At 71.2% G+C, this 18,666-nt stretch carries 18 protein-coding genes; 4 read left to right on the top strand and 14 right to left on the bottom strand.

The window, feature by feature from the left end; translation table 11 throughout:
- Window positions 1-143: 143 nt before the first annotated feature.
- From NE234_RS03025 to NE234_RS03005, 5 genes are all read right to left on the bottom strand, one after another.
- Window positions 144-1,484 (bottom strand): WD40 repeat domain-containing protein, encoded by a 1,341-nt coding sequence (locus tag NE234_RS03025; protein WP_252776694.1) that lies wholly within the window; start codon window positions 1,482-1,484, stop codon window positions 144-146.
- 217 nt (window positions 1,485-1,701) lie between these two features.
- Complete coding sequence (locus NE234_RS03020; protein ID WP_252776692.1) at window positions 1,702-3,030, bottom strand: M16 family metallopeptidase; 1,329 nt, start codon at window positions 3,028-3,030, stop codon at window positions 1,702-1,704.
- Window positions 3,027-5,384: a polyribonucleotide nucleotidyltransferase gene (locus tag NE234_RS03015; RefSeq protein WP_252776690.1), complete on the bottom strand. Its 2,358-nt coding sequence runs from the start codon at window positions 5,382-5,384 to the stop codon at window positions 3,027-3,029. The genes NE234_RS03020 and NE234_RS03015 overlap by 4 nt, the downstream gene beginning before the upstream one ends.
- A gap of 212 nt (window positions 5,385-5,596) precedes the next feature.
- Complete coding sequence (gene rpsO, locus NE234_RS03010) at window positions 5,597-5,866, bottom strand: 30S ribosomal protein S15 (protein ID WP_252776688.1); 270 nt, start codon at window positions 5,864-5,866, stop codon at window positions 5,597-5,599.
- A 239-nt stretch (window positions 5,867-6,105) separates the two neighbouring features.
- The gene (locus tag NE234_RS03005) at window positions 6,106-7,074 is read right to left on the bottom strand and encodes a bifunctional riboflavin kinase/FAD synthetase (protein ID WP_252776686.1); all 969 of its coding nucleotides are present in this window, start codon (window positions 7,072-7,074) and stop codon (window positions 6,106-6,108) included.
- A 76-nt stretch (window positions 7,075-7,150) separates the two neighbouring features.
- Between NE234_RS03005 and NE234_RS03000 the strand changes: the two genes are divergently transcribed.
- The gene (locus NE234_RS03000) at window positions 7,151-8,548 is read left to right on the top strand and encodes a glycosyltransferase family 39 protein (protein ID WP_252776683.1); all 1,398 of its coding nucleotides are present in this window, start codon (window positions 7,151-7,153) and stop codon (window positions 8,546-8,548) included.
- Here NE234_RS03000 and NE234_RS02995 read toward each other — a convergent pair.
- A complete protein-coding gene (locus NE234_RS02995) occupies window positions 8,545-8,700 on the bottom strand; it encodes a hypothetical protein (RefSeq protein ID WP_252776681.1) in 156 nt (51 codons plus the stop codon). The genes NE234_RS03000 and NE234_RS02995 overlap by 4 nt on opposite strands.
- A gap of 84 nt (window positions 8,701-8,784) precedes the next feature.
- On the opposite strand from NE234_RS02995, the gene NE234_RS02990 reads away from it, so the two are divergent.
- Window positions 8,785-9,324, top strand: a complete 540-nt coding sequence (locus NE234_RS02990) for a CGNR zinc finger domain-containing protein (protein WP_252776680.1) — start codon at window positions 8,785-8,787, stop codon at window positions 9,322-9,324.
- Window positions 9,325-9,410: 86 nt separating this feature from the next.
- Here NE234_RS02990 and truB read toward each other — a convergent pair whose 3' ends face one another.
- The 8 genes from truB to rimP all read right to left on the bottom strand — a co-directional run bounded on the left by truB (window position 9,411) and on the right by rimP (window position 17,353).
- Window positions 9,411-10,277 (bottom strand): tRNA pseudouridine(55) synthase TruB, encoded by an 867-nt coding sequence (gene truB / locus NE234_RS02985; RefSeq protein WP_252776678.1) that lies wholly within the window; start codon window positions 10,275-10,277, stop codon window positions 9,411-9,413.
- Window positions 10,274-11,302, bottom strand: coding sequence for a DHH family phosphoesterase (locus tag NE234_RS02980; RefSeq protein ID WP_252776677.1), 1,029 nt, complete (start codon window positions 11,300-11,302; stop codon window positions 10,274-10,276). Before NE234_RS02980 ends, truB begins: the two co-directional genes overlap by 4 nt.
- Window positions 11,299-11,781: a 30S ribosome-binding factor RbfA gene (gene rbfA / locus NE234_RS02975; protein ID WP_252776675.1), complete on the bottom strand. Its 483-nt coding sequence runs from the start codon at window positions 11,779-11,781 to the stop codon at window positions 11,299-11,301. Before rbfA ends, NE234_RS02980 begins: the two co-directional genes overlap by 4 nt.
- Window positions 11,782-11,851: 70 nt before the next feature.
- The gene (locus NE234_RS02970) at window positions 11,852-12,151 is read right to left on the bottom strand and encodes a DUF503 domain-containing protein (protein WP_252777414.1); all 300 of its coding nucleotides are present in this window, start codon (window positions 12,149-12,151) and stop codon (window positions 11,852-11,854) included.
- A gap of 140 nt (window positions 12,152-12,291) precedes the next feature.
- Window positions 12,292-15,384, bottom strand: a complete 3,093-nt coding sequence (infB, locus tag NE234_RS02965; RefSeq protein ID WP_252776673.1) for a translation initiation factor IF-2 — start codon at window positions 15,382-15,384, stop codon at window positions 12,292-12,294.
- Between the two features lie 118 nt (window positions 15,385-15,502).
- Window positions 15,503-15,742 (bottom strand): YlxR family protein, encoded by a 240-nt coding sequence (locus tag NE234_RS02960; protein ID WP_252776671.1) that lies wholly within the window; start codon window positions 15,740-15,742, stop codon window positions 15,503-15,505.
- 40 nt (window positions 15,743-15,782) lie between these two features.
- Complete coding sequence (gene nusA, locus NE234_RS02955; RefSeq protein WP_252776669.1) at window positions 15,783-16,805, bottom strand: transcription termination factor NusA; 1,023 nt, start codon at window positions 16,803-16,805, stop codon at window positions 15,783-15,785.
- 11 nt (window positions 16,806-16,816) lie between these two features.
- Window positions 16,817-17,353 (bottom strand): ribosome maturation factor RimP, encoded by a 537-nt coding sequence (rimP, locus tag NE234_RS02950; RefSeq protein WP_256528172.1) that lies wholly within the window; start codon window positions 17,351-17,353, stop codon window positions 16,817-16,819.
- Window positions 17,354-17,520: 167 nt separating this feature from the next.
- Between rimP and NE234_RS02945 the strand changes: the two genes are divergently transcribed.
- Both NE234_RS02945 and NE234_RS02940 read left to right on the top strand, forming a co-directional pair.
- Window positions 17,521-18,024: a hypothetical protein gene (locus NE234_RS02945; protein ID WP_252776667.1), complete on the top strand. Its 504-nt coding sequence runs from the start codon at window positions 17,521-17,523 to the stop codon at window positions 18,022-18,024.
- Complete coding sequence (locus NE234_RS02940) at window positions 18,024-18,476, top strand: ferritin-like domain-containing protein (protein ID WP_252776665.1); 453 nt, start codon at window positions 18,024-18,026, stop codon at window positions 18,474-18,476. Before NE234_RS02945 ends, NE234_RS02940 begins: the two co-directional genes overlap by 1 nt.
- The last annotated feature ends 190 nt before the right edge of the window (window positions 18,477-18,666 follow it).

The following is an 18,666-nucleotide window of genomic DNA, read 5'->3' as shown; positions in this document are numbered from 1 at the left end:
TCGGTGATGGTACGGCCGCATTAGGGGCGAGGGTCAGCAAACGACCCGGGGAATCCGCCCGCATACATGATCACTCCGGTGGCATACTTACCCCTCCCAAGGATAGACACGCCCACCCCCGAAGCGATTCACATTTCGCGCCCCTATTGCACGTACCGCAGAATCTCGGACGCATAGGCAGAGCCGCCCGGAGTGGTCTCCTCTCGAAGCTCACGGTACAACACTCCGGCTCGCTCCCTTACGATGCGTTGGCATTCGAATTCGAGGTCCGGCCTCCCGCTCCGTGCCTCCGAATAGTGTGACTCTCCGGAGACCATGTCGAGCAACACGGACAGCACCGTACGGCGGGAAGCCGCGGGCAGGTCTCCTTCTAGTGCGATGAGAAGCACCTGCGTGACGGCGACCGCGACCTCGAACAGCATGCCCTGCTCTTCGATGTGACCGGCGAGACCTCGGCCGCTCGGCTCCCGGCCGGTTCGAGCGGACAGCAGGCCGGCGAGGGCCGCGGGGAGGTGGGCGCCGCTGTTGCCGCAGCCGCAGCGTAGGTCGCTCCAGCGGATCTTCTCGACCATCCGACACCACGGCGCCGAGGGCTCGTAAAGCTGGACAGGAGCCTCCCCAAGACCGGGAGCCGATCCTTGGACGACCGACACCAGCCTGCCCGAGGCCGAATCCCATCTGGCGATCGAGCCGTCTCCGTCAGCGGCGACGAGCTGCGTGTCATCGGAGGTGAAGCCGATCGCGAATATCTGCGCCTTGAGCTCAGAGCAGACATTCTTGAGTTTGCCGGTCCGCACATCCCACACGCGGACCGCACGGTCCCTGCCCGCCGTCGCGAAGATTCTGCCGTCACGGGAGAAGGCGGTGGCTGCGAGCGTATCGACATGTCCGACGAGAGTGACCATGGCCCGCTCGGCACCGGTCTCAAGGATCGCCGCGTATCCGTGTTGCCCGGCGACTCCCACGTGGTGACCGTCCCGGCTGAACGACATCGAGTAGACCAGCGAGGGGGTCATCGCCAACTGTTCCGACGTAGCCGTGTCCAGGCTCCATAGCCTGATGTACCCGGAACCGTCCGCCACCGCGATCGCCGAACCACACGGACGCCAGGCCATCACACGGACGGCATGATCAAAGGGCCTACCGGGTGGACCTGTCCGGAACCCTCGGACGCGCTTCCCGGAGACCGCGTCGTATACCGCGATGACCCCTTCCGGGTCTCCCGTCGCGATACTCGATCCATCAGGGCTCCAGGCCATCGTCACGTCCATGCCCAGAGAGGGGATCACGAGATCGGCTCCGTCCTCCCGCCAGATCCGCAGCTCTCCATCCTGCGTCGTCGCGGCGACGGCGGTGCCTTCCGGCGCGAAGGCCACTCGGCCGAGGCGTGCACTCGACCGCGCGAAAGCTCGAACGATCTGTCCGGTGACCGCGTTCCAGATCCAGCCACCACCGGCACCCCCCGCGCCGGCCAGTAACTCCACCTTGGAACTGTAAGAAGCCGACCGGAAGCCAGAGCTCGCACTCCGCGGCATCACGATGTTCCTTCCATCACGGTTCCGCCGTCCTGCCGCCGCACGGCGACCGTGTGATCGTTCGCGGCGCGGCATCCGCCAGGACAGATCAATCCCCCGGCGAACGGCCGAGGGGGCTCCCAAGGCCCTCACAGGCCCCGGGAACCCCCTCGAAGACGTGCGTGGATCAGAGCGTGAAGTCGCGGCCCTCGAACGGGCCGATGACGGTCATCGTCATCGGGCGGCCCAGGATCTCGCGGCCGACCGTACGGACGTCGTCCAGCGTGACGGCCTCGATGCGGCCCAGGATGTCATCGACCGAGAGCAGGCTGTCGTAGACCAGCTCGCTCTTGCCGATGCGGCTCATCCGCGATCCGGTGTCCTCCAGGCCCAGGACGAACGATCCGCGCAGCTGGCCCTTGCCGCGCTCGAGCTCCTCCTCGGTGATGCCGTGCTCGGCCACCTTGGCGACCTCGTCGCGGCAGATCTCGAGGACCTCGTCGACCTTGGCCGGCAGGCACCCGGCGTACACCCCGAAGATGCCGGTGTCGGCGTACTGGGAGTTGTAGCTGTACACCGAGTACGCGAGCCCGCGCTTCTCCCGGATCTCCTGGAACAGGCGGGAGGACATCCCGCCGCCCAGCGCGGCGTTGAGCACGCCGAGGGCGAAGCGGCGCTCGTCGACGCGGGTGATGCCGACCGAGCCGAGGATGAGGTTGGCCTGCTCGGTGGGGCGGACGATCGAGCGTACGCCCGACGCCGGGGAGGCGCCCGGGCCGCCGATGCGCGGGGCGCTGGGCAGCTGCGAGGCGTCGCCGAGGACGCCCGCGAACGCCGCCTGCACCAGGCGCACGACCTCGTCGTGGTCGACGTTGCCGGCGGCCGCGACGACGAGGTTCTGCGGGACGTAGCGCTCCCGGTAGTACCGCGCGATGCGGTCCCGGCCGATCCCGCTGATCGACTCGACCGTGCCGAGGATCGGCCGACCCAGCGGGGTGTCGCCGAACAGCGCGGCGGAGAACTCGTCGTGCACGGCGTCGGTGGGGTCGTCGTCGTGCATGGCGATCTCTTCGAGGATCACCCCGCGTTCGGCGTCGACGTCCTGCGGCTCGATGAGGGAGTCCGTCACCATGTCGGAGACGACGTCGATGGCCAGCGGCATGTCGGAGTCGAGCACCCGCGCGTAGTAGCAGGTGTACTCCTTGGCGGTGAAGGCGTTCATCTCGCCGCCCGCCGCGTCCATCAGCGAGGAGATCTCCAGCGCGGTGCGCTTGCGCGTGCCTTTGAAGAGCAGGTGCTCGAGGTAGTGGCTGGCGCCGGCGTCCTCGATCGACTCGTCACGCGACCCGACCCCGGCCCAGATGCCGAAGGCCACCGAACGCACGGTGGGGACGGTCTCGGTCACGATGCGCAGCCCGCCCGGAAGGACGGTCCGCCGGACCACCCCGGCGCCGTCGGCGCCGGGGTGAACGACGAAGGTGGAGCCGGGCTCCTGTTCCCTGGCGAGCAGCGTCATGAGTTGCGGTCGCTGTCGCCACGGTTGCTGCTGCCACCGCTGCGGGTGCGGCGCCGGCGGGGGCGCTCGCCTCCGTCGCGGCTCTCGCGGCTCTCGCGGCGCTCCGGGCGCTCGGCCTGCGCGCCGTCCCCCGCGGGGGCGGCCGTCTCGTCGTCGGAGCCGCCCGCCTCGGCGGCCGCGGCCTCCTGCTCGATGACCTCGACCGGCGCCAGCGACAGCTTGCCGCGGGCGTCGATCTCGGTGACCTCGACCTGGATCTTGTCGCCGACCTTGATGACGTCGTCGATGTTCTCGATCCGGCCGCCGCCGTGCAGCTTGCGGATCTGTGAGATGTGCAGCAGGCCGTCCTTGCCGGGCAGCAGCGACACGAAGGCGCCGAACGTGGTGGTCTTCACCACGGTGCCGAGGTAGCGCTCGCCGACCTCCGGCATGTGCGGGTTGGCGATCGAGTTGATCGCCTGCCGCGCGGCCTCGGCGGACGGGCCGTCGGTGGCGCCGACGTAGATCGTGCCGTCGTCCTCGATGGTGATCTCGGCGCCGGTGTCGTCCTGGATCGAGTTGATCATCTTGCCCTTGGGGCCGATGACCTCGCCGATCTTGTCGACCGGAACCTTGATCGTGATGATCCGCGGCGCGTTCGGGCTCATCTCGCCGGGGGCCTCGATGGCCTCCTGCATGACGTCGAGGATCGCCAGCCGGGCGCCCTTGGCCTGCTTGAGCGCGGCGGCCAGGACGTTCGCCGGGATGCCGTCGAGCTTGGTGTCGAGCTGCAGCGCGGTGATCACGTCACGGGTGCCGGCGACCTTGAAGTCCATGTCGCCGAAGGCGTCCTCGGCACCGAGGATGTCGGTCAGCGTGACGTACTCGTCGCCCTCGTTGATCAGGCCCATCGCGATGCCGGCGACCATCTGCTTCAGCGGGACGCCGGCCGACAGCAGCGACATCGTGCTGGCGCAGACGGAGCCCATGGAGGTGGAGCCGTTGGAGCCGACCGCCTCCGAGACCTGCCGGATGGCGTACGGGAACTCCTCGCGGGTCGGCAGCACCGGGATCAGGGCGCGCTCGGCGAGGGCGCCGTGCCCGATCTCACGCCGCTTCGGCGAGCCGACGCGGCCGGTCTCGCCGGTGGAGTACGGCGGGAAGTTGTAGTTGTGCATGTAGCGCTTGGTGCGCTCCGGGTTGAGCGTGTCGATCATCTGCTCCATGCGGAGCATGTTCAGCGTCGTCACGCCCAGGATCTGGGTCTCACCGCGCTCGAACAGCGCCGAGCCGTGCACGCGCGGCACGACGCCGACCTCGGCGGTCAGCTGGCGGATGTCCTTGACGCCGCGGCCGTCGATGCGGACCTTCTCCGTGATGACGCGCTCGCGCACGAGCTTCTTGGTCAGCGCGCGGAACGCGGCGCCGATCTCCTTCTCGCGCTCGACGAAGTCCGGGCCGACCTTCTCGGCGGCGAGGGCCTTGACGCGGTCGAGCTCGGTCTCGCGCTCCTGCTTGCCGGCGATCGTCAGCGCCTGGGCCAGCTCGGTGCGGACGGCGGCCTCCACGGCGGCGTACACGTCGTCCTGGTAGTCCAGGAAGATCGGGTACTCGGCCGTCTCCTTGGCCGCCTCCTCGGCGAGCCGGCTCTGCGCCTGGCAGAGCACCTTGATGAACGGCTTGGCGGCCTCCAGGCCCTCCGCGACCGTCTCCTCGGTCGGCGCCACGGCACCGTCGGCGATGAGCTTGAGCGTGCCCGGCGTCGACTCGGCCTCGACCATCATGATCGCGACGTCGCCGTCCTCGAGCACGCGGCCCGCGACGACCATGTCGAACGTGGCGTTCTCCAGCTCCGAGTGGGTCGGGAACGCGACCCACTGGCCCTCGATCAGCGCGACGCGCACGCCGCCGATCGGGCCGGAGAACGGCAGGCCCGCGAGCTGCGTCGACATGGACGCGGCGTTGATCGCGACGACGTCGTACAGGTGGTCCGGGTGCAGGGCCAGGATCGTCTCGACGACCTGGATCTCGTTGCGCAGGCCCTTCTTGAACGAGGGGCGCAGCGGCCGGTCGATCAGCCGGCAGGTGAGGATCGCGTCCTCGCTCGGCCGGCCCTCGCGGCGGAAGAACGAGCCGGGGATGCGCCCGGCGGCGTACATGCGCTCCTCGACGTCGACGGTGAGCGGGAAGAAGTCGAGGTTCTCCTTCGGCTTCTTCGACGCCGTCGTGGCGGACAGCACCATCGTCTCGTCGTCGAGGTAGGCGACGGCCGAACCGGACGCCTGACGGGCGAGCCGGCCCGTCTCGAATCGAATCTTGCGTTCGCCGAACTTGCCGTTGTCGATGACGGCTTCGGCGCTCTTCACACCATCCACGATGTGAAACCTCCTCGGGTTGGGCGAACCCGCACGCGTACCCGGAGGTGCGGCGCTCTGGTAAGAGGTGCCGGTCTTCGATCGAAGCCGTCGGATCCGTGATCCGAGGGCCACTACCGAGGACCGGCGCCCGGCGCACCGTACGGGGCGGCCGCGGGTTCTGTTGAGTTATACGAAGAGAGGGAGCGGCATGCGCCGCTCCCTCCCGGACGTTATCGGCGGAGGCCGAGACGCTCGATCAGCTGCCGGTACCGGTTGATGTCCTTCTTCTGCAGATATCCCAGAAGACGGCGGCGGCGGCCGACCATCAGAAGCAGGCCACGACGGCTGTGGTGGTCGTGCTTGTGGGTCTTCAGGTGCTCGGTGAGCTCGTTGATCCGCTTGGTGAGCAGCGCGACCTGCACCTCGGGCGACCCGGTGTCACCCTCGACGGTGGCGTACTCGGCCATGATCTGCTTCTTGGTGGCGGTGTCCAGCGACACGGCTCTCCTTCTCGTTCGGGTACGCGATCGTGTGGGACACACCCGGGAACCATGCGTACCCACAGTCTCCCGGGTGGAGGGGCGGCGACTCGGGAAGAGCCGTCTCGCCCTGCGCGGGGCAGCCGACTACTACCGGTCACTTCCCCAGCGGCAAATCACGGTACCACGTCATGCCGGGCAGCCCGTCACCCACGCTAACGCGGCCGTACGCCGGGTTGTTCCCCCGGCCCCCCGTCCGGTCAGGAACCGGTGATCTCCCGGGCGCGGTCGACGTCGCGGCGCATCTGCTCGACCAGCGACTCGATCGAGTCGAACTTCAGCGTGTCGCGCAGCCGGGCCGTGAAGTCGACGCTCACGTGCTCGCCGTACAGGTCGAGGTCGTCGCGGTCCAGGGCGTACGCCTCGACCGTGCGCTCCTCCCCCTCGAACGTCGGGTTCGTGCCGATGGAGATCGCCGCCGGCCAGCAGGCGTCCGGGAACCCGGCCGAGTCGTCGCCCCGGGCCTGCCCGTAACCGGCGCAGTTGAGGTGGCCGGCGTACACGCCGTCGCTCGGGATGGCCGTGTGCGGCGGCAGCTCCAGGTTGGCGGTCGGGAAGCCGAGCTCACGGCCGCGCCGCGCGCCGCGGACGACGACGCCCTCCACCCGGTGCGGGCGGCCGAGCAGCTGCGCCGCGCCGTCGACGTCCCCGGCGGAGAGCCGCTCGCGGATCCGCGTCGAGGAGATCGGCTCGCCGTTGGCGACCAGAGGGACGCCCTCCGCCTCGAAGTCGTACTTGTCGCCGAGCTCGCGCAGCAGGGCGACGTCGCCGCGCGCCTTGTGGCCGAACCGGAAGTCCTCCCCCACGACGACGCGGGCCGCGTGCAGCCGGTCGACGAGGACCGACTGGACGAACTCGTCCGGCCCCATCCGGGACAGCTCCAGCGTGAACGGCAGGATCATCACGGCGTCGGCCCCGAGGCCCGCCAGCAACTCGGCGCGCCGCTTCGGCGAGCACAGCAGCGGCGGGTGCGTGCCGGGGCGCACGACCTCGTCCGGGTGCGGGTCAAAGGTGATCACCACGGTCGGTAGTTCGAGCTCGCGGGCGAACTCCGAGGCCCGGGCGACGATGCGCTGGTGTCCTCGGTGAACCCCGTCGAACACCCCGATGGTGACGACGGACCTGCCCCAGTCGGCGGGAACCTCGTCGAGGCCATGCCAGCGTCGCACCTGTCCACCCCTTTCGCGGTCGTCTAAAGCCTGCCACACCGGTGACAGCGGCGAGGTTCCGGCTCATGATCGGGCCATGCCCTTCGCCTGGAGACCCGTACTGGCCGTCAGCGTCGCGGCCGGCGTCGTCCTGACCGCGCTGAGCGCCCGGTACGGCTATCACCGCGACGAACTCTACTTCCGCGCCGTCGGCGCGCATCCCGCGTGGGGGTACCCGGATCAGCCTCCGCTCGTCCCGCTGTACGCGGCCGTCGCCGGAAACTCGTTGGTGCTGCTGCGCCTGCCCTCGGCCCTGGCGTTCATGGCGGGCGTCGTACTGACCGCGCTCACCGCCCGGGAGATGGGCGGTGGTCCGCGCGCTCAGACGGTCGCCGCGCTGGCCTGGGCGGTCACGCCCGCCCTGGCGCTCGGCGGGCACCTCATGCAGCCCACCATCTTCGACGTCGTCGCCTGGACGGCCGTGACGTTCCTGGTGGCCCGGTGGGTACGGGTCCGGGACGACCGCCTCCTGCTGGGCGTCGGCCTCGTCGCCGCCATCGCAGTGCAGGTCAAGTTCCTGATCGTGTCCTTCCTCGCCGCGCTGTTGATCGGGGTGCTGCTCGCCGGTCCCCGTGAGCTCCTGCGGCGCCCGCTGCTCTACGCCGGCGCGGCGGTGGCCGTGCTCGCCGCACTGCCGGGACTGTGGTGGCAGGCCCGGCACGGCTGGCCGCAGGTGAAGATGGGACAGGTCATCGCGGCCAAGGGCACCGACGGCGGCCGGCTCGGCTTCCTGCCCTGGCAGCTGATCGACACGGGGATCTTCACCGCTCCGATCTGGATCGCCGGGCTGTCACGCCTCTGGCGCGGGCCGTGGCGGCTGTTCGTCTGGGCGTACGGCCTCCTCCTGGTCGTCTTCCTGATCACCGGCGGGAAGCACTACTACATGATGGGCGCCTATCCGGCGCTGTGGGCGGCCGGCGCGCAGGCGGCCGAGCGATGGCGGCTCCGGTGGGTCATGTTCGGCGTGGTGCCGCTCACGACCGTCGGCCTGCTGCTGCCGGTCTATCCGCTGCGGGTCCTGCACGCGACGCCGGAGGCCGCGATCAGCTACGACGCCCGCGAGACCGTCGGCTGGCCGGCGCTCACCGCGGCGGTGGCGAAGGCGTACCGGCCCGGATACGTGATCCTGGCCGGGGACTACGGCGTCGCCGGCGCGATCGACCGGTACGGCGGGGCGTACGGCCTGCCGAAGGCCTACGGGGGCCAGAACGGCCTGTGGTACCTCGGCCGGCCGGCGGACGACGGCGCTCCGGTGATCGTCCTGCCTGCGGACCGCGATCAGCTCACCCGGTACTGGTCGGACGTCCAGATCGCCGGGCGGGTCGACGACGGCGTACGGATCGACAACGAGGAGCAGGGACAGCCGATCTGGATCTGCCGGGGCCAGCGCGTGCCCTGGGACCGCCTGTGGCCGCGACTGAAGCGGCTCTCCTAAAGAGGGCGGTCGGCGGCGTAGGGGCGCAGGCGCACCTGGATCTCGCCACAGACGCACCGGCTGTAGGTCACCACGCCTTCGGAGGTGAGGTGCCGGGACAGCACCTCGTGGAGATCGGAGTCGGGCCAGCCGCAGGTGGGGCAGTCACTCACCGGAATTCCGCCTATGCGTCGCGTCGTGTAATCCTTTAGATTGAAAAGACGCTTACAGACTCTCACATACGGGAAAATGCGGCAATGCGGATTACCGGCTACAAGAGCCATGGCGTGGGAGCCGCCGCCGCGCTCGTCAACGCGGTCACCGGCCGCGACGGGGACGACGGCGACGAGGCGCTGCGGGCGGTCCTCGCCGAGCACGGGTTCTTCGTGCAGAGCTTCACCCCGGCGACCGCGGCGGAGCTGCGGCCGTGGGCCCGGACGCTGCGCTCCTTCTTCGAGGCCGAGAGCCTCGACGCGGCCGTCGCCCTGCTCAACGGGCTGCTGTCCGACGTGCCGATGCACCCGCACCTGGCCGACCACGACGCGTTGGGGCTGCACGTCCACTACGCGCCGCCCGAGGTGGACCTGGCGCACCGGGTCCGCGCGACGACGCTGATGAACCTCGCCGAACTGCTGTGCGACCACGGCCTCGACCGGATCGGCGTGTGCGCCGCCGCCGACTGCGACCGGGTCTACGCCGACGACTCGCGGGGCGGACGGCGGCGCTTCTGCTCCGACGCCTGCGCCAACCGTACGAACGTCGCCGCCTACCGCGCCCGCCGCCGCACCGGGGCCTGAGGAGCCCAGGGCACGGGACGACCGGAAGGCACCGACGCCCGCTCAGGGAACGGGACGGCCGAGGAACTCGGCCGGCGGGCGTCCGCTCAGGAGACGAAGACGGCGAGCGGTTTGGCGACCGGGCCGTGCTCCTCGACGAGGGCCAGCAGCGTGCCGTCGGGGGCGAAGACCCCGATCGGGCCCTGGCCGAGCCCCATGGCTGCCAGCGCGCCGCCGTGCGCGACCTTGCGCGCGTCGTCCTCCGAGACGTTCATCCGGGGGAACGCGGCGGCCACGGCCTCCTCCATCGGCAGCACGGTGAGCTTCTCGGTGAGCTGCTCCACCGTGTGCGCCATCGACAGGTCGTACGGGCCGACGCGGGTGCGGCGCAGCGCGGTCAGGTGGCCGCCGACGCCCAGGGCCGTTCCCAGGTCGCGGGCGAGCGCCCGGATGTAGGTGCCGCTGGAGCAGGTGATCGTCGCGGTGACGTCGAGCAGGTCGCCCTCGCGGCGGAACTCGCCGAGCCCGAACTCGTACACGGTGACGGGTCGCGCCTTGAGCTCGACCTCCTCGCCGGCCCGCGCCCGCTTGTACGCCCGCTTGCCGTTCACCTTGATGGCGCTGACCTGCGGGGGGATCTGCTCGATCGGCCCGGTCAGGTCGACGACGGCGTTGCGTACGGCGTCCTCGGTCACCTCCGCCGCGGAGACGGCGGCGGTGGGCTCGCCCTCGGCGTCGTCGGTGTTGGTGGACTGACCGAGGCGGATGACCGCCTCGTAGGTCTTCTCGGTCAGCGCCAGGTGCCCGAGCAGCCGGGTGGCCTTCTCCACTCCGATCACCAGGACGCCGGTCGCCATGGGGTCGAGTGTTCCGGCGTGTCCGACGCGGCGGGTGCCCGCCAGCCGGCGCAGCTTGCCCACCACGTCGTGGGAGGTCCAGCCGGCCGGCTTGTCGACGATGACAAGTCCGTTCATGGGCGTGCGGCTACCTCGATCTCGGTCAGGAGCCCGCGCAGCCGGGCGACGGCCGGCTCCACGTCGCCGTGCAGGGTGAATCCGGCGGCCGTCGGGTGACCGCCGCCGCCGAGGGCCACGCAGGCCAGTCCGACGTCGACGCGGCCCTTGGACCGCGTGGACACCTGCCAGGCGCCCTCGTCGTCCTCCTTGAAGACGACGGCGACCTCCGCCTCGTCGGTCCGGCGGACGACGTCGATGACGCCTTCGAGCAGGTCGTACGGGAGGTCATGGGCGGCGCGGTCGGCGCGGGTCACGGTCGTCCAGACCATGCCGAGGCCGTTCGCGACGTCCGGCTCCAGCCGGGCCCGGCCCAGCGCGGCGGCCAGGACGGGCAGGTAGCCGAAGGGGGCGCGGTCCCACACCTCACGGGCGACCCGCTCGGGCCGGATGCCCGTCGCCAGCAGCCGCTGCGCGAGGGCGTGGACCTCCGGCGTCGTGGAGCGGTACTTGAACGAGCCGGTGTCGGTGACCAGCCCGACGTACAGGCCGAGCGCGATGTCGTGCGTGAGCGGCACGCCCAGCAGGTCGATGAGGCGCTCGGCCAGCACGGCGGTGGCCGCCGCGCCGGGGTCGACCAGGTGCGTGGTGCCGAACCGGGTGTTGGACGCGTGGTGGTCCACGACGATCAGCTCCCCGGCCTTGCCGGCGTTGGCGGCGAGCGTGCCGAGACGGTCGCTGCCGGCCGCGTCGAACGTGATCATCACGTCCGGCTCGGCGGGGAAGTCCGCCGGGTCGGTGAGCAGGTCGAGGCCGGGCAGGAACCGCAGGATCCGCGGCACGACGAACGCGTCGCCGAACGAGGCCGTAAACGGCTTGCCCAGCGTGCGCAGCGCCTGCGCGAACGCCAGCATCGACCCCAGCGCGTCGCCGTCCGGGGAGACGTGGCAGGCGAGGCACACCTCGTCGGTCCGCTGGATCGCGTCGACCGCCCTCGCCCACTCGTCGGCGGCGATGGCTGGGACCTTACCCGGCGCGGAGTTCACGACCGGGAGTATCCCGCGTCGTCGCCACCGCCGCCGTCGGTTTCGTCAACATCCCTCGGAACCGGCGTCTCCCGGTAGGGGTTCGCGTCACCGGCGGGCCGGGCGTTCTCGGCCACCTTGGCGACCCGCTCGTCGGCGGCGCGCGCCTTGGCGAGCAGATCGTCGATCTGCCGGGCGTTCTCCGGCAGCGCGTCCGGGACGAAGGTCAGGCTGGGCGTGTGCCGCACGCCGGTGCGCTTGCCCACCTCCGAGCGGATGACGCCCTTGGCGCTCTCCAGCGCCGCGGCGCTGTCGGCGCGCTCGGCGTCGCTGCCGTACACCGTGTAGTAGACCGTCGCGTCCCGCAGGTCGTTGGTCAGCCGGGTGTCCGTCACGGTGACGAAGCCGAGCCGCGGATCCTTGATCCGCCGCTCCAGCATCTCCGCGACGATCTGCTGAATGCGATCGGCGAGCTTTCGAGCCCGCGCGGGGTCGGTCACAGTTCCTCCATGTTCGTTCGGCCGCCGCAGGCGGCCGGGCGTGCGCTCACCGATGCCTCGCGAACGCCGGTCAGGACTCTTCTTCGTTGAAGAGCCGCTGCCTGGCGGCCAGGAGCTCGACCTCCGGCCGCCCGGCGACGAGACGCTCGCAGGCCTCGAGGACCTCGACGCAGTTGCCCGCCGTGGCGGACACGACCGCGACACCGATCTCCGCCCGCCGGTGGAGGTCGAGGTGGCCGGTCTCGGCCGCCGCGACCGCCGGGAAGCGCCGTCGCACCTCGGCGACGATCGGGCGGACGACGGAACGCTTCTGCTTCAGCGAGCGTACGTCGCCGAGCAGCAGGTCCAGAGTCAGCGATCCCACATACACAACGGTCACCCCGCGCGATCCGTTCCGGTCGTCCGCATTCAGCCACTCTAGGGGAACGGGCCGACAGCGAGGTGGGGGGGGGGGCCCACCCCCCACGCCACCTACACCGGGTCGGCCGTCTCAGGGCCTTCGAATCGAGATCAGACGCGCGGCTTCTCTCGCATCTCGAAGGTCTCGATGATGTCGCCGAGCTTGATGTCGCCGTAGCCGATCCCGATACCGCACTCGAAGCCCTCGCGGACCTCGGTCGCGTCGTCCTTGAACCGGCGGAGCGAGGACACCGTGAGGTTGTCGGCGACCACCACGCCGTCGCGGATCAGACGCGCCTTGCTGTTGCGGTTGATCGTGCCGGACTGGACCATCGAGCCCGCGACGTTGCCGATGCGCGGCACCTTGAAGATCTCGCGGATCTCCGCCGTGCCGAGCTGGACCTCTTCGAACTCGGGCTTGAGCATGCCCTTGAGGGCCGCCTCGACCTCTTCGATCGCCTGGTAGATGACCGAGTAGTAGCGGATGTCGACGCCCTCGCGGTCCGCCAGCTCCTGCGCGTTGCGCTCGGGACGGACGTTGAAGCCGATGATGACCGTGCCCTGGGACGTGAGCGCGAGGTTCACGTCGTCCTGGGTGATCGCACCGACACCGCGGCGGATGACGCGCAGACCGACCTCTTCGCCGACGTCGATCTTGAGCAGCGCGTCCTCCAGGGCCTCCACCGAACCGGACACGTCGCCCTTGATGACGAGGAGCAGCTCCTGCACCTCGCCCTTCTCGAGGTCCTTGAACAGCTCCTCGAGCGTGCGACGGCCGCGGCTGCGGAGCAGCTCGGCGTTGCGCTTGCGGGCCTGACGGCGGTCGGCGATCTGCCGGGCCATCCGGTCGTCGTCGACGACGATGAAGTTGTCGCCGGCGCCCGGCGTGGCCGACAGGCCCAGCACCAGGACCGGACGGGACGGCAGCGCCTCCTCGACGTTGTTGCCGTTCTCGTCGAGCATCGCCCGGACGCGGCCGAAGGCCTCGCCACAGACGATCGAGTCGCCGACCCGGAGCGTGCCGCGCTGAACCAGCACGGTCGCCACGGAACCGCGGCCCTTGTCGAGGTGCGCCTCGATCGCGACACCCTGCGCGTCCTGCTCCGGGTTGGCCCGCAGGTCGAGCTCGGCGTCGGCGGTCAGCACGATCGCCTCGAGCAGGTCCTCGATGCCCAGCCGCTGCTTCGCCGAGATGTCGACGAACTGCGTCTGGCCACCGAACTCCTCGGCGACGAGGCCGTACTCGGTGAGCTGGGCGCGCACCCGCTGCGGGTCCGCCCCCTCCTTGTCCACCTTGTTGACCGCGACGACGATCGGCACACCGGCCGCGTTGGCGTGGTCGATGGCCTCGGTGGTCTGCGGCTTCACACCGTCGTCGGCGGCGACCACCAGGACGACCAGGTCGGTCGTCTCGGCACCACGGGCACGCATGGCGGTGAACGCCTCGTGACCCGGGGTGTCGATGAAGGTGATCTTGCGCTCCTGGCCGTCGACCTCGGTCGCGACCTGGTAGGCGCCGATGTGCTGGGTGATGCCGCCGGCCTCGCCGGCCACCACGTTGGCGTTGCGGATCGCGTCGAGCAGCTTCGTCTTACCGTGGTCGACGTGGCCCATGACGGTGACCACCGGCGGACGGGAGACGAGATGCTCCTCGCCGCCCTCGTCCTCGCCGAACTCGATGTCGAAGGACTCGAGCAGCTCGCGGTCCTCGTCCTCGGGGCTGACGACCTGGACGTCGTAGTCCAGCTCGGTGCCGAGGACCTGCAGCGTCTCCTCGTTGACCGACTGCGTCGCCGTCACCATCTCACCGAGGTGCAGCATCACCTCGACGAGCGACGCCGGGTTGGCGCCGATCTTCTCGGCGAAGTCGGTCAGCGAGGCGCCCTGCGGCAGCCGGATGGTCTTGCCGTTGCCACGGGGAACACGCACGCCGCCGATCGCCGGCGCCTGCATGTTGTCGAACTCTTGACGCCGCTGCTTCTTGGACTTGCGACCCCGCGCGGGACGCCCACCCGGACGGCCGAACGCGCCCTGCGTGCCACCACGGCCACGGCCGCCGCCACCGGGGCGCGGGCCGCCGAAGCCTCCGCCACCACCGGGACGACCGGCACCGCCGCCGGCACCGGCCGGACGGCCGAAGCCGCCGCCACCACCGGGACGACCGCCGCCACCGGGACGACCGCCACCGCCGCCACCGCCGGGACGGCCACCGCCGCCACCACCGGGACGACCGCGACCACCCGGACCGCCGGGGCCACCGGCGTCACGCTGCGGACGGGACGGCATGTTCATCGGGCTGGGCCGCGGGCCTCCGGGCCGAGGCGGCATGCTGCCCGGGTTCGGACGGGGACCACCGGCACCCGGAGCGCCGGGACGGCCGCCGGGCGGCGCCGGACGCGGCGGTGCGCCCGCCGGACGGTCACCGCGAGGAGCGCCGGGACGGTCACCACGCGGTCCGCCCGGACGGTCGCCGCGCGGACCCGCGGGACGATCGCCGCGCTGACCGGGAGGACCCGGACGCGGACCCGGCTTGGCCGAGCCCATGCCGGTGTTGGTGGAAGAGAACGGGTTGTTACCCGGACGCGGACGCCCGCCACCGGGACGCGGGCCCGGAGCGGCCGGACGCGACCCACCGGGACCGCCCGCACCACCGGGGGCACCGGCGCCGGGACGCGGGCCCGGCTTCGGCCCGGGGCCGGGACGGCCCGCCGCGGGCCCCGGACGGGGACCGGGCTTGGGCCCGGGGGCACCGGCACCGCCGCCGCCCTGCTGGGCGGGGCCGGGACGGGGCGCCGCGGGACGCGGCGCGGGCTGACGGGGACCCGGCTTCGGAGCCTGGGGCGCGGACGGCGCCTCGGAGCGCGCCGCCTCGGGCTTGAACTCGGGCCGCAGATCCGGCCGGGGCTGCTGCTGCGGTTGCGGCTGCGGTTGCTGCGGTTGTTCCTGCCGGGGCGCGGCCGCCGGCTTCGGGCCCGGAACGGGCCTCCTCGGACCCGGCTTCGGAACCGGGGCCGATCCTCTCCTGTCGGCGGACGGCTTGGCCGGCCCACCGCCGAAGGCTTCTTTAAGTCTGCGTACTACCGGCGCCTCGATCGTCGAGGACGCCGAACGGACGAACTCGCCCATCTCGTTGAGCTTGGCCATGACGGCCTTGCTCTCGACACCGAACTCCTTGGCGAGCTCGTACACCCGGACCTTTGCCACTGCACTCCCTACTCGGCCCGGGGAAACGTCCTCGGACCGTCGCTACCTTGCGGTAATCATCGCTGCGTGCTCATCGAGCGCTCATAGCAATCTCGACCTGCTTCCGACTAGACGTCGCTTACGAACCGTCCTGCTCTGCCTCGAACCACTGCCGGAGCGCACTGATGTCGAGCGGCCCCGACAGGCGGAATGCCCGCGAGAACGCCCGACGACGCTCAGCCAGCTCGAGACATGCCAGGTCGGGGTGCAGGGAGGCGCCCCTTCCCGGCAGTCGCCCGTGCGGATCGAGGACGATGGAGCCCTCGATCACGACCAGGCGCAGCAGGTCGGACTTGGCCGTGCGAACCCGGCAGCCCACACACGTGCGCTGTGGGGCCGTTCGGCCACGATTAATCAGTCTACCGCGTCGAGGCGTCGGCGGGACCTGCCGCATGCTCCCCTTCGGTGGAAGATCCCGACTCGGTGTCGGGACGGATGTCGATCCGCCAGCCGGTGAGCCGCGCGGCGAGACGGGCGTTCTGCCCCTCTTTGCCGATCGCGAGGGACAACTGGTAGTCGGGTACCACGACCCGGGCCACCCGCCCCTCACCGTCAACGACCTCGACATGGTTAACCCGCGCCGGGGACAGGGCATTCCCGACGAACTCGGCGGGATCGTCCGACCAGTCGACGATGTCGATCTTTTCGCCGTGCAGCTCGTGCATGACGTTCCGCACCCGACTGCCCATCGGCCCGATGCAGGCGCCCTTGGCGTTCACCCCGGCTTTCCGGGACCGTACGGCGATCTTCGTCCGGTGGCCGGCCTCCCGTGCGATCGCCGCGATCTCCACGGTGCCGTCGGCGATCTCCGGAACCTCGAGCGCGAAGAGCTTCTTCACGAGGTTCGGGTGGGTACGGGACAGCTTGACCAGCGGCCCGCGGTGACCCTTCTTGACCTGCACGACGTAGGAGCGGATCCGCTCGCCGTGGTCGTAGTTCTCACCGGGGACCTGCTCCTCCGGCGGCAGCACGCCCTCGAGCTTGCCGAGATCCACGAGGACGTTGCGCGGGTCCTTGCCCTGCTGGATCACGCCCGCCACGATGTCGCCCTCGCGCCCGGCGTACTCGCCGAACGTCAGCTCGTCCTCGGCGTTGCGCAGGTGCTGCAGGATGACCTGCTTCGCGGTGGTCGCCGCGATCCGGCTGAAATTGGTCGGCGTGTCGTCGTACTCCCGGACGCCCACGCCCTCCTCGTCGGTCTCCGTAGCCCAGACGGTCACGTGACCGGTCTTCCGGTCCAGCTCGACGCGCGCCTTCGGCGCGGCGCCCTCGGTCCGGTGGTACGCGATCAGCAGCGCTTCCTCTATCGCCTTGACCACGAGGTCGAGAGAGATGTCCTTTTCACTCTCGAGACTCCGCAGGGCGGTCATGTCGATGTCCACGAGGCCTCCCCCTAGTCCTCGTCGCCGGCGGCGGCGTCGTCGCCCCGGCGGTTGAACTCCACCTGGACCAGTCCGCGCGTGAGCTCGTCGTAGCCCAACCGGCGCTCGCGGCCGTCACTGTCCAGTACGACGGCCGTGTCGTCGGCGCTCATGACCCGGCCCGTGATCTCTCCGCCCTCGGAGAGCGTCGCGCGGACGAGACGGCCGGCCGCGCGACGCCAGTGCCGTGGCTGGGTGAGCGGCCGGTCGACGCCCGGCGAGGTCACCTCCAGGACGTAGGGCGCGGAGCCCATCGCGTCGCTGTCGTCGAGACTGCGCGAGATCTCCTGGCTGACGTCCGCGACGTCGTCGAGGCTGACCCCGCCGTCGGCGTCGACGATGACCCGCACCTGCCGGCGCTTTCCGGCGGGGGTCACGATGACGTCCTCGAGGTCGAACCCGGCAGCTGCCACCACCGGTTCGAGCAGTCGCATCAACGCGGCCCGCGCCTCGTGCCCGGACCCGCGCCGGCCCGCCTGAGCGCTGCCACGGCGGCCGTCCACGCTCATGTGGGCCTCCTTCATGCCTGATGGGACGGTGGCCGCCCGATGCGCCCACTCCGCACCCAAGACTATCCACAGCCGAGGGGCCCAGGTGCCCGCATCGCCAGCAGGCGGGTACACGCTTGTGGAATGCTTGCGCAGCGGAGTGCAAGAGATCACGAACGGAGGCACGCGTGGACGCGCTGCGGTTCCCGGCTCCCACGCGACGCGCGGCGATGCTCGGCGGCTCCGCCGCGGTGCTGGCCACGATCACCGGATGCACCACGGTGGGCCAGGCGCAGGCACCGCCGCCCGGCCCCGATGTGTCCGTGCTCACCGCCGCGATTCAGAACGAGGCGGCGCTCATCGCCCTGTACGAGGCGGTGCTGCGCGCGCACCGGTCGCTGGCCGACCGGCTGAAACCGCTGCACGATCACCACACTCAGCACCTGGCGGTCCTGCAGCGACACTACGTCCCCGGCACGAACACCGGCACGGCGACGCCCGCACCCAGGCCGGCCGTGACGGCGCCGGAGAGCGAGTCACGGGCCCTGGCGGCCCTGCGGTCGGCCGAGCGCAAGGCCGCGAGCGCCCGCGCCGGAGACGCCGTACGGGCCGATCCGGGCCTCGCCCAGCTGCTCGCCTGCATCGGCGCCTGCGAGGCCGGCCACGCCCAGTCCCTCGCCGGAGGCGCCTGATGGCCGCACAGGAGACGGTCGCCGCGCTGCAGGCGGCACTGGCCGCCGAGCACGTCGCGGTCTTCGGGTACGGCGTCCTCGGCGGTCACGTCGCGCCGGCGCAGCAGCAGAACGCCAAGCTGATCTGGAACGCCCACCGCAGCCGGCGCGACCGGCTGCGCGGCTACATCCAGGCGGCCGGCGCGAGCCCGGTGGCCGCGGCCGCCGCCTACCGGCTGCCGTTCAAGGTCACCTCGGCGAGCAGTGCCGCGCGGCTCGCCGCGACGCTGGAGGACGGCGTGATCGCGGGCTACGCGGTGCTCGCGGGCGCGAGCGATGCGAACCTCCGCCGCTACGCCGCCCAGGCGATGCAGGAGGCCGCGGTGCGCGCGGTCCGCTGGCGGGGCGCACCGCCGCCGGAGGCGTTCCCGGGTCTCCCGGCCGGCGCCCTGGCTCCCAAGCCCGAGGGCTGACCGCGAGCCGAGCCGCAAGGCCAGGTCAAGGGATCGAGTCACCAGGCTTCGCCGAGCCGCGAGGCCGGCCGCCGCACCGGGCCGCAGGGCTGCCGCCAGGCCGGGCCACCGCGTCGAGCGCCGGTCTCTCGCCGAGCCGCAAGGCCAGGTCACCGGGTCGGTTCACCGGGCTTCGCCGAGCCGCGGAGGC

The organism is Actinoallomurus rhizosphaericola, from assembly GCF_024055675.1.
Taxonomy (GTDB): domain Bacteria; phylum Actinomycetota; class Actinomycetes; order Streptosporangiales; family Streptosporangiaceae; genus Actinoallomurus; species Actinoallomurus soli.
The sequence above is the reverse complement of the archived record's forward strand: the minus strand, read 5'-3'. Positions and strand labels throughout refer to the sequence as shown.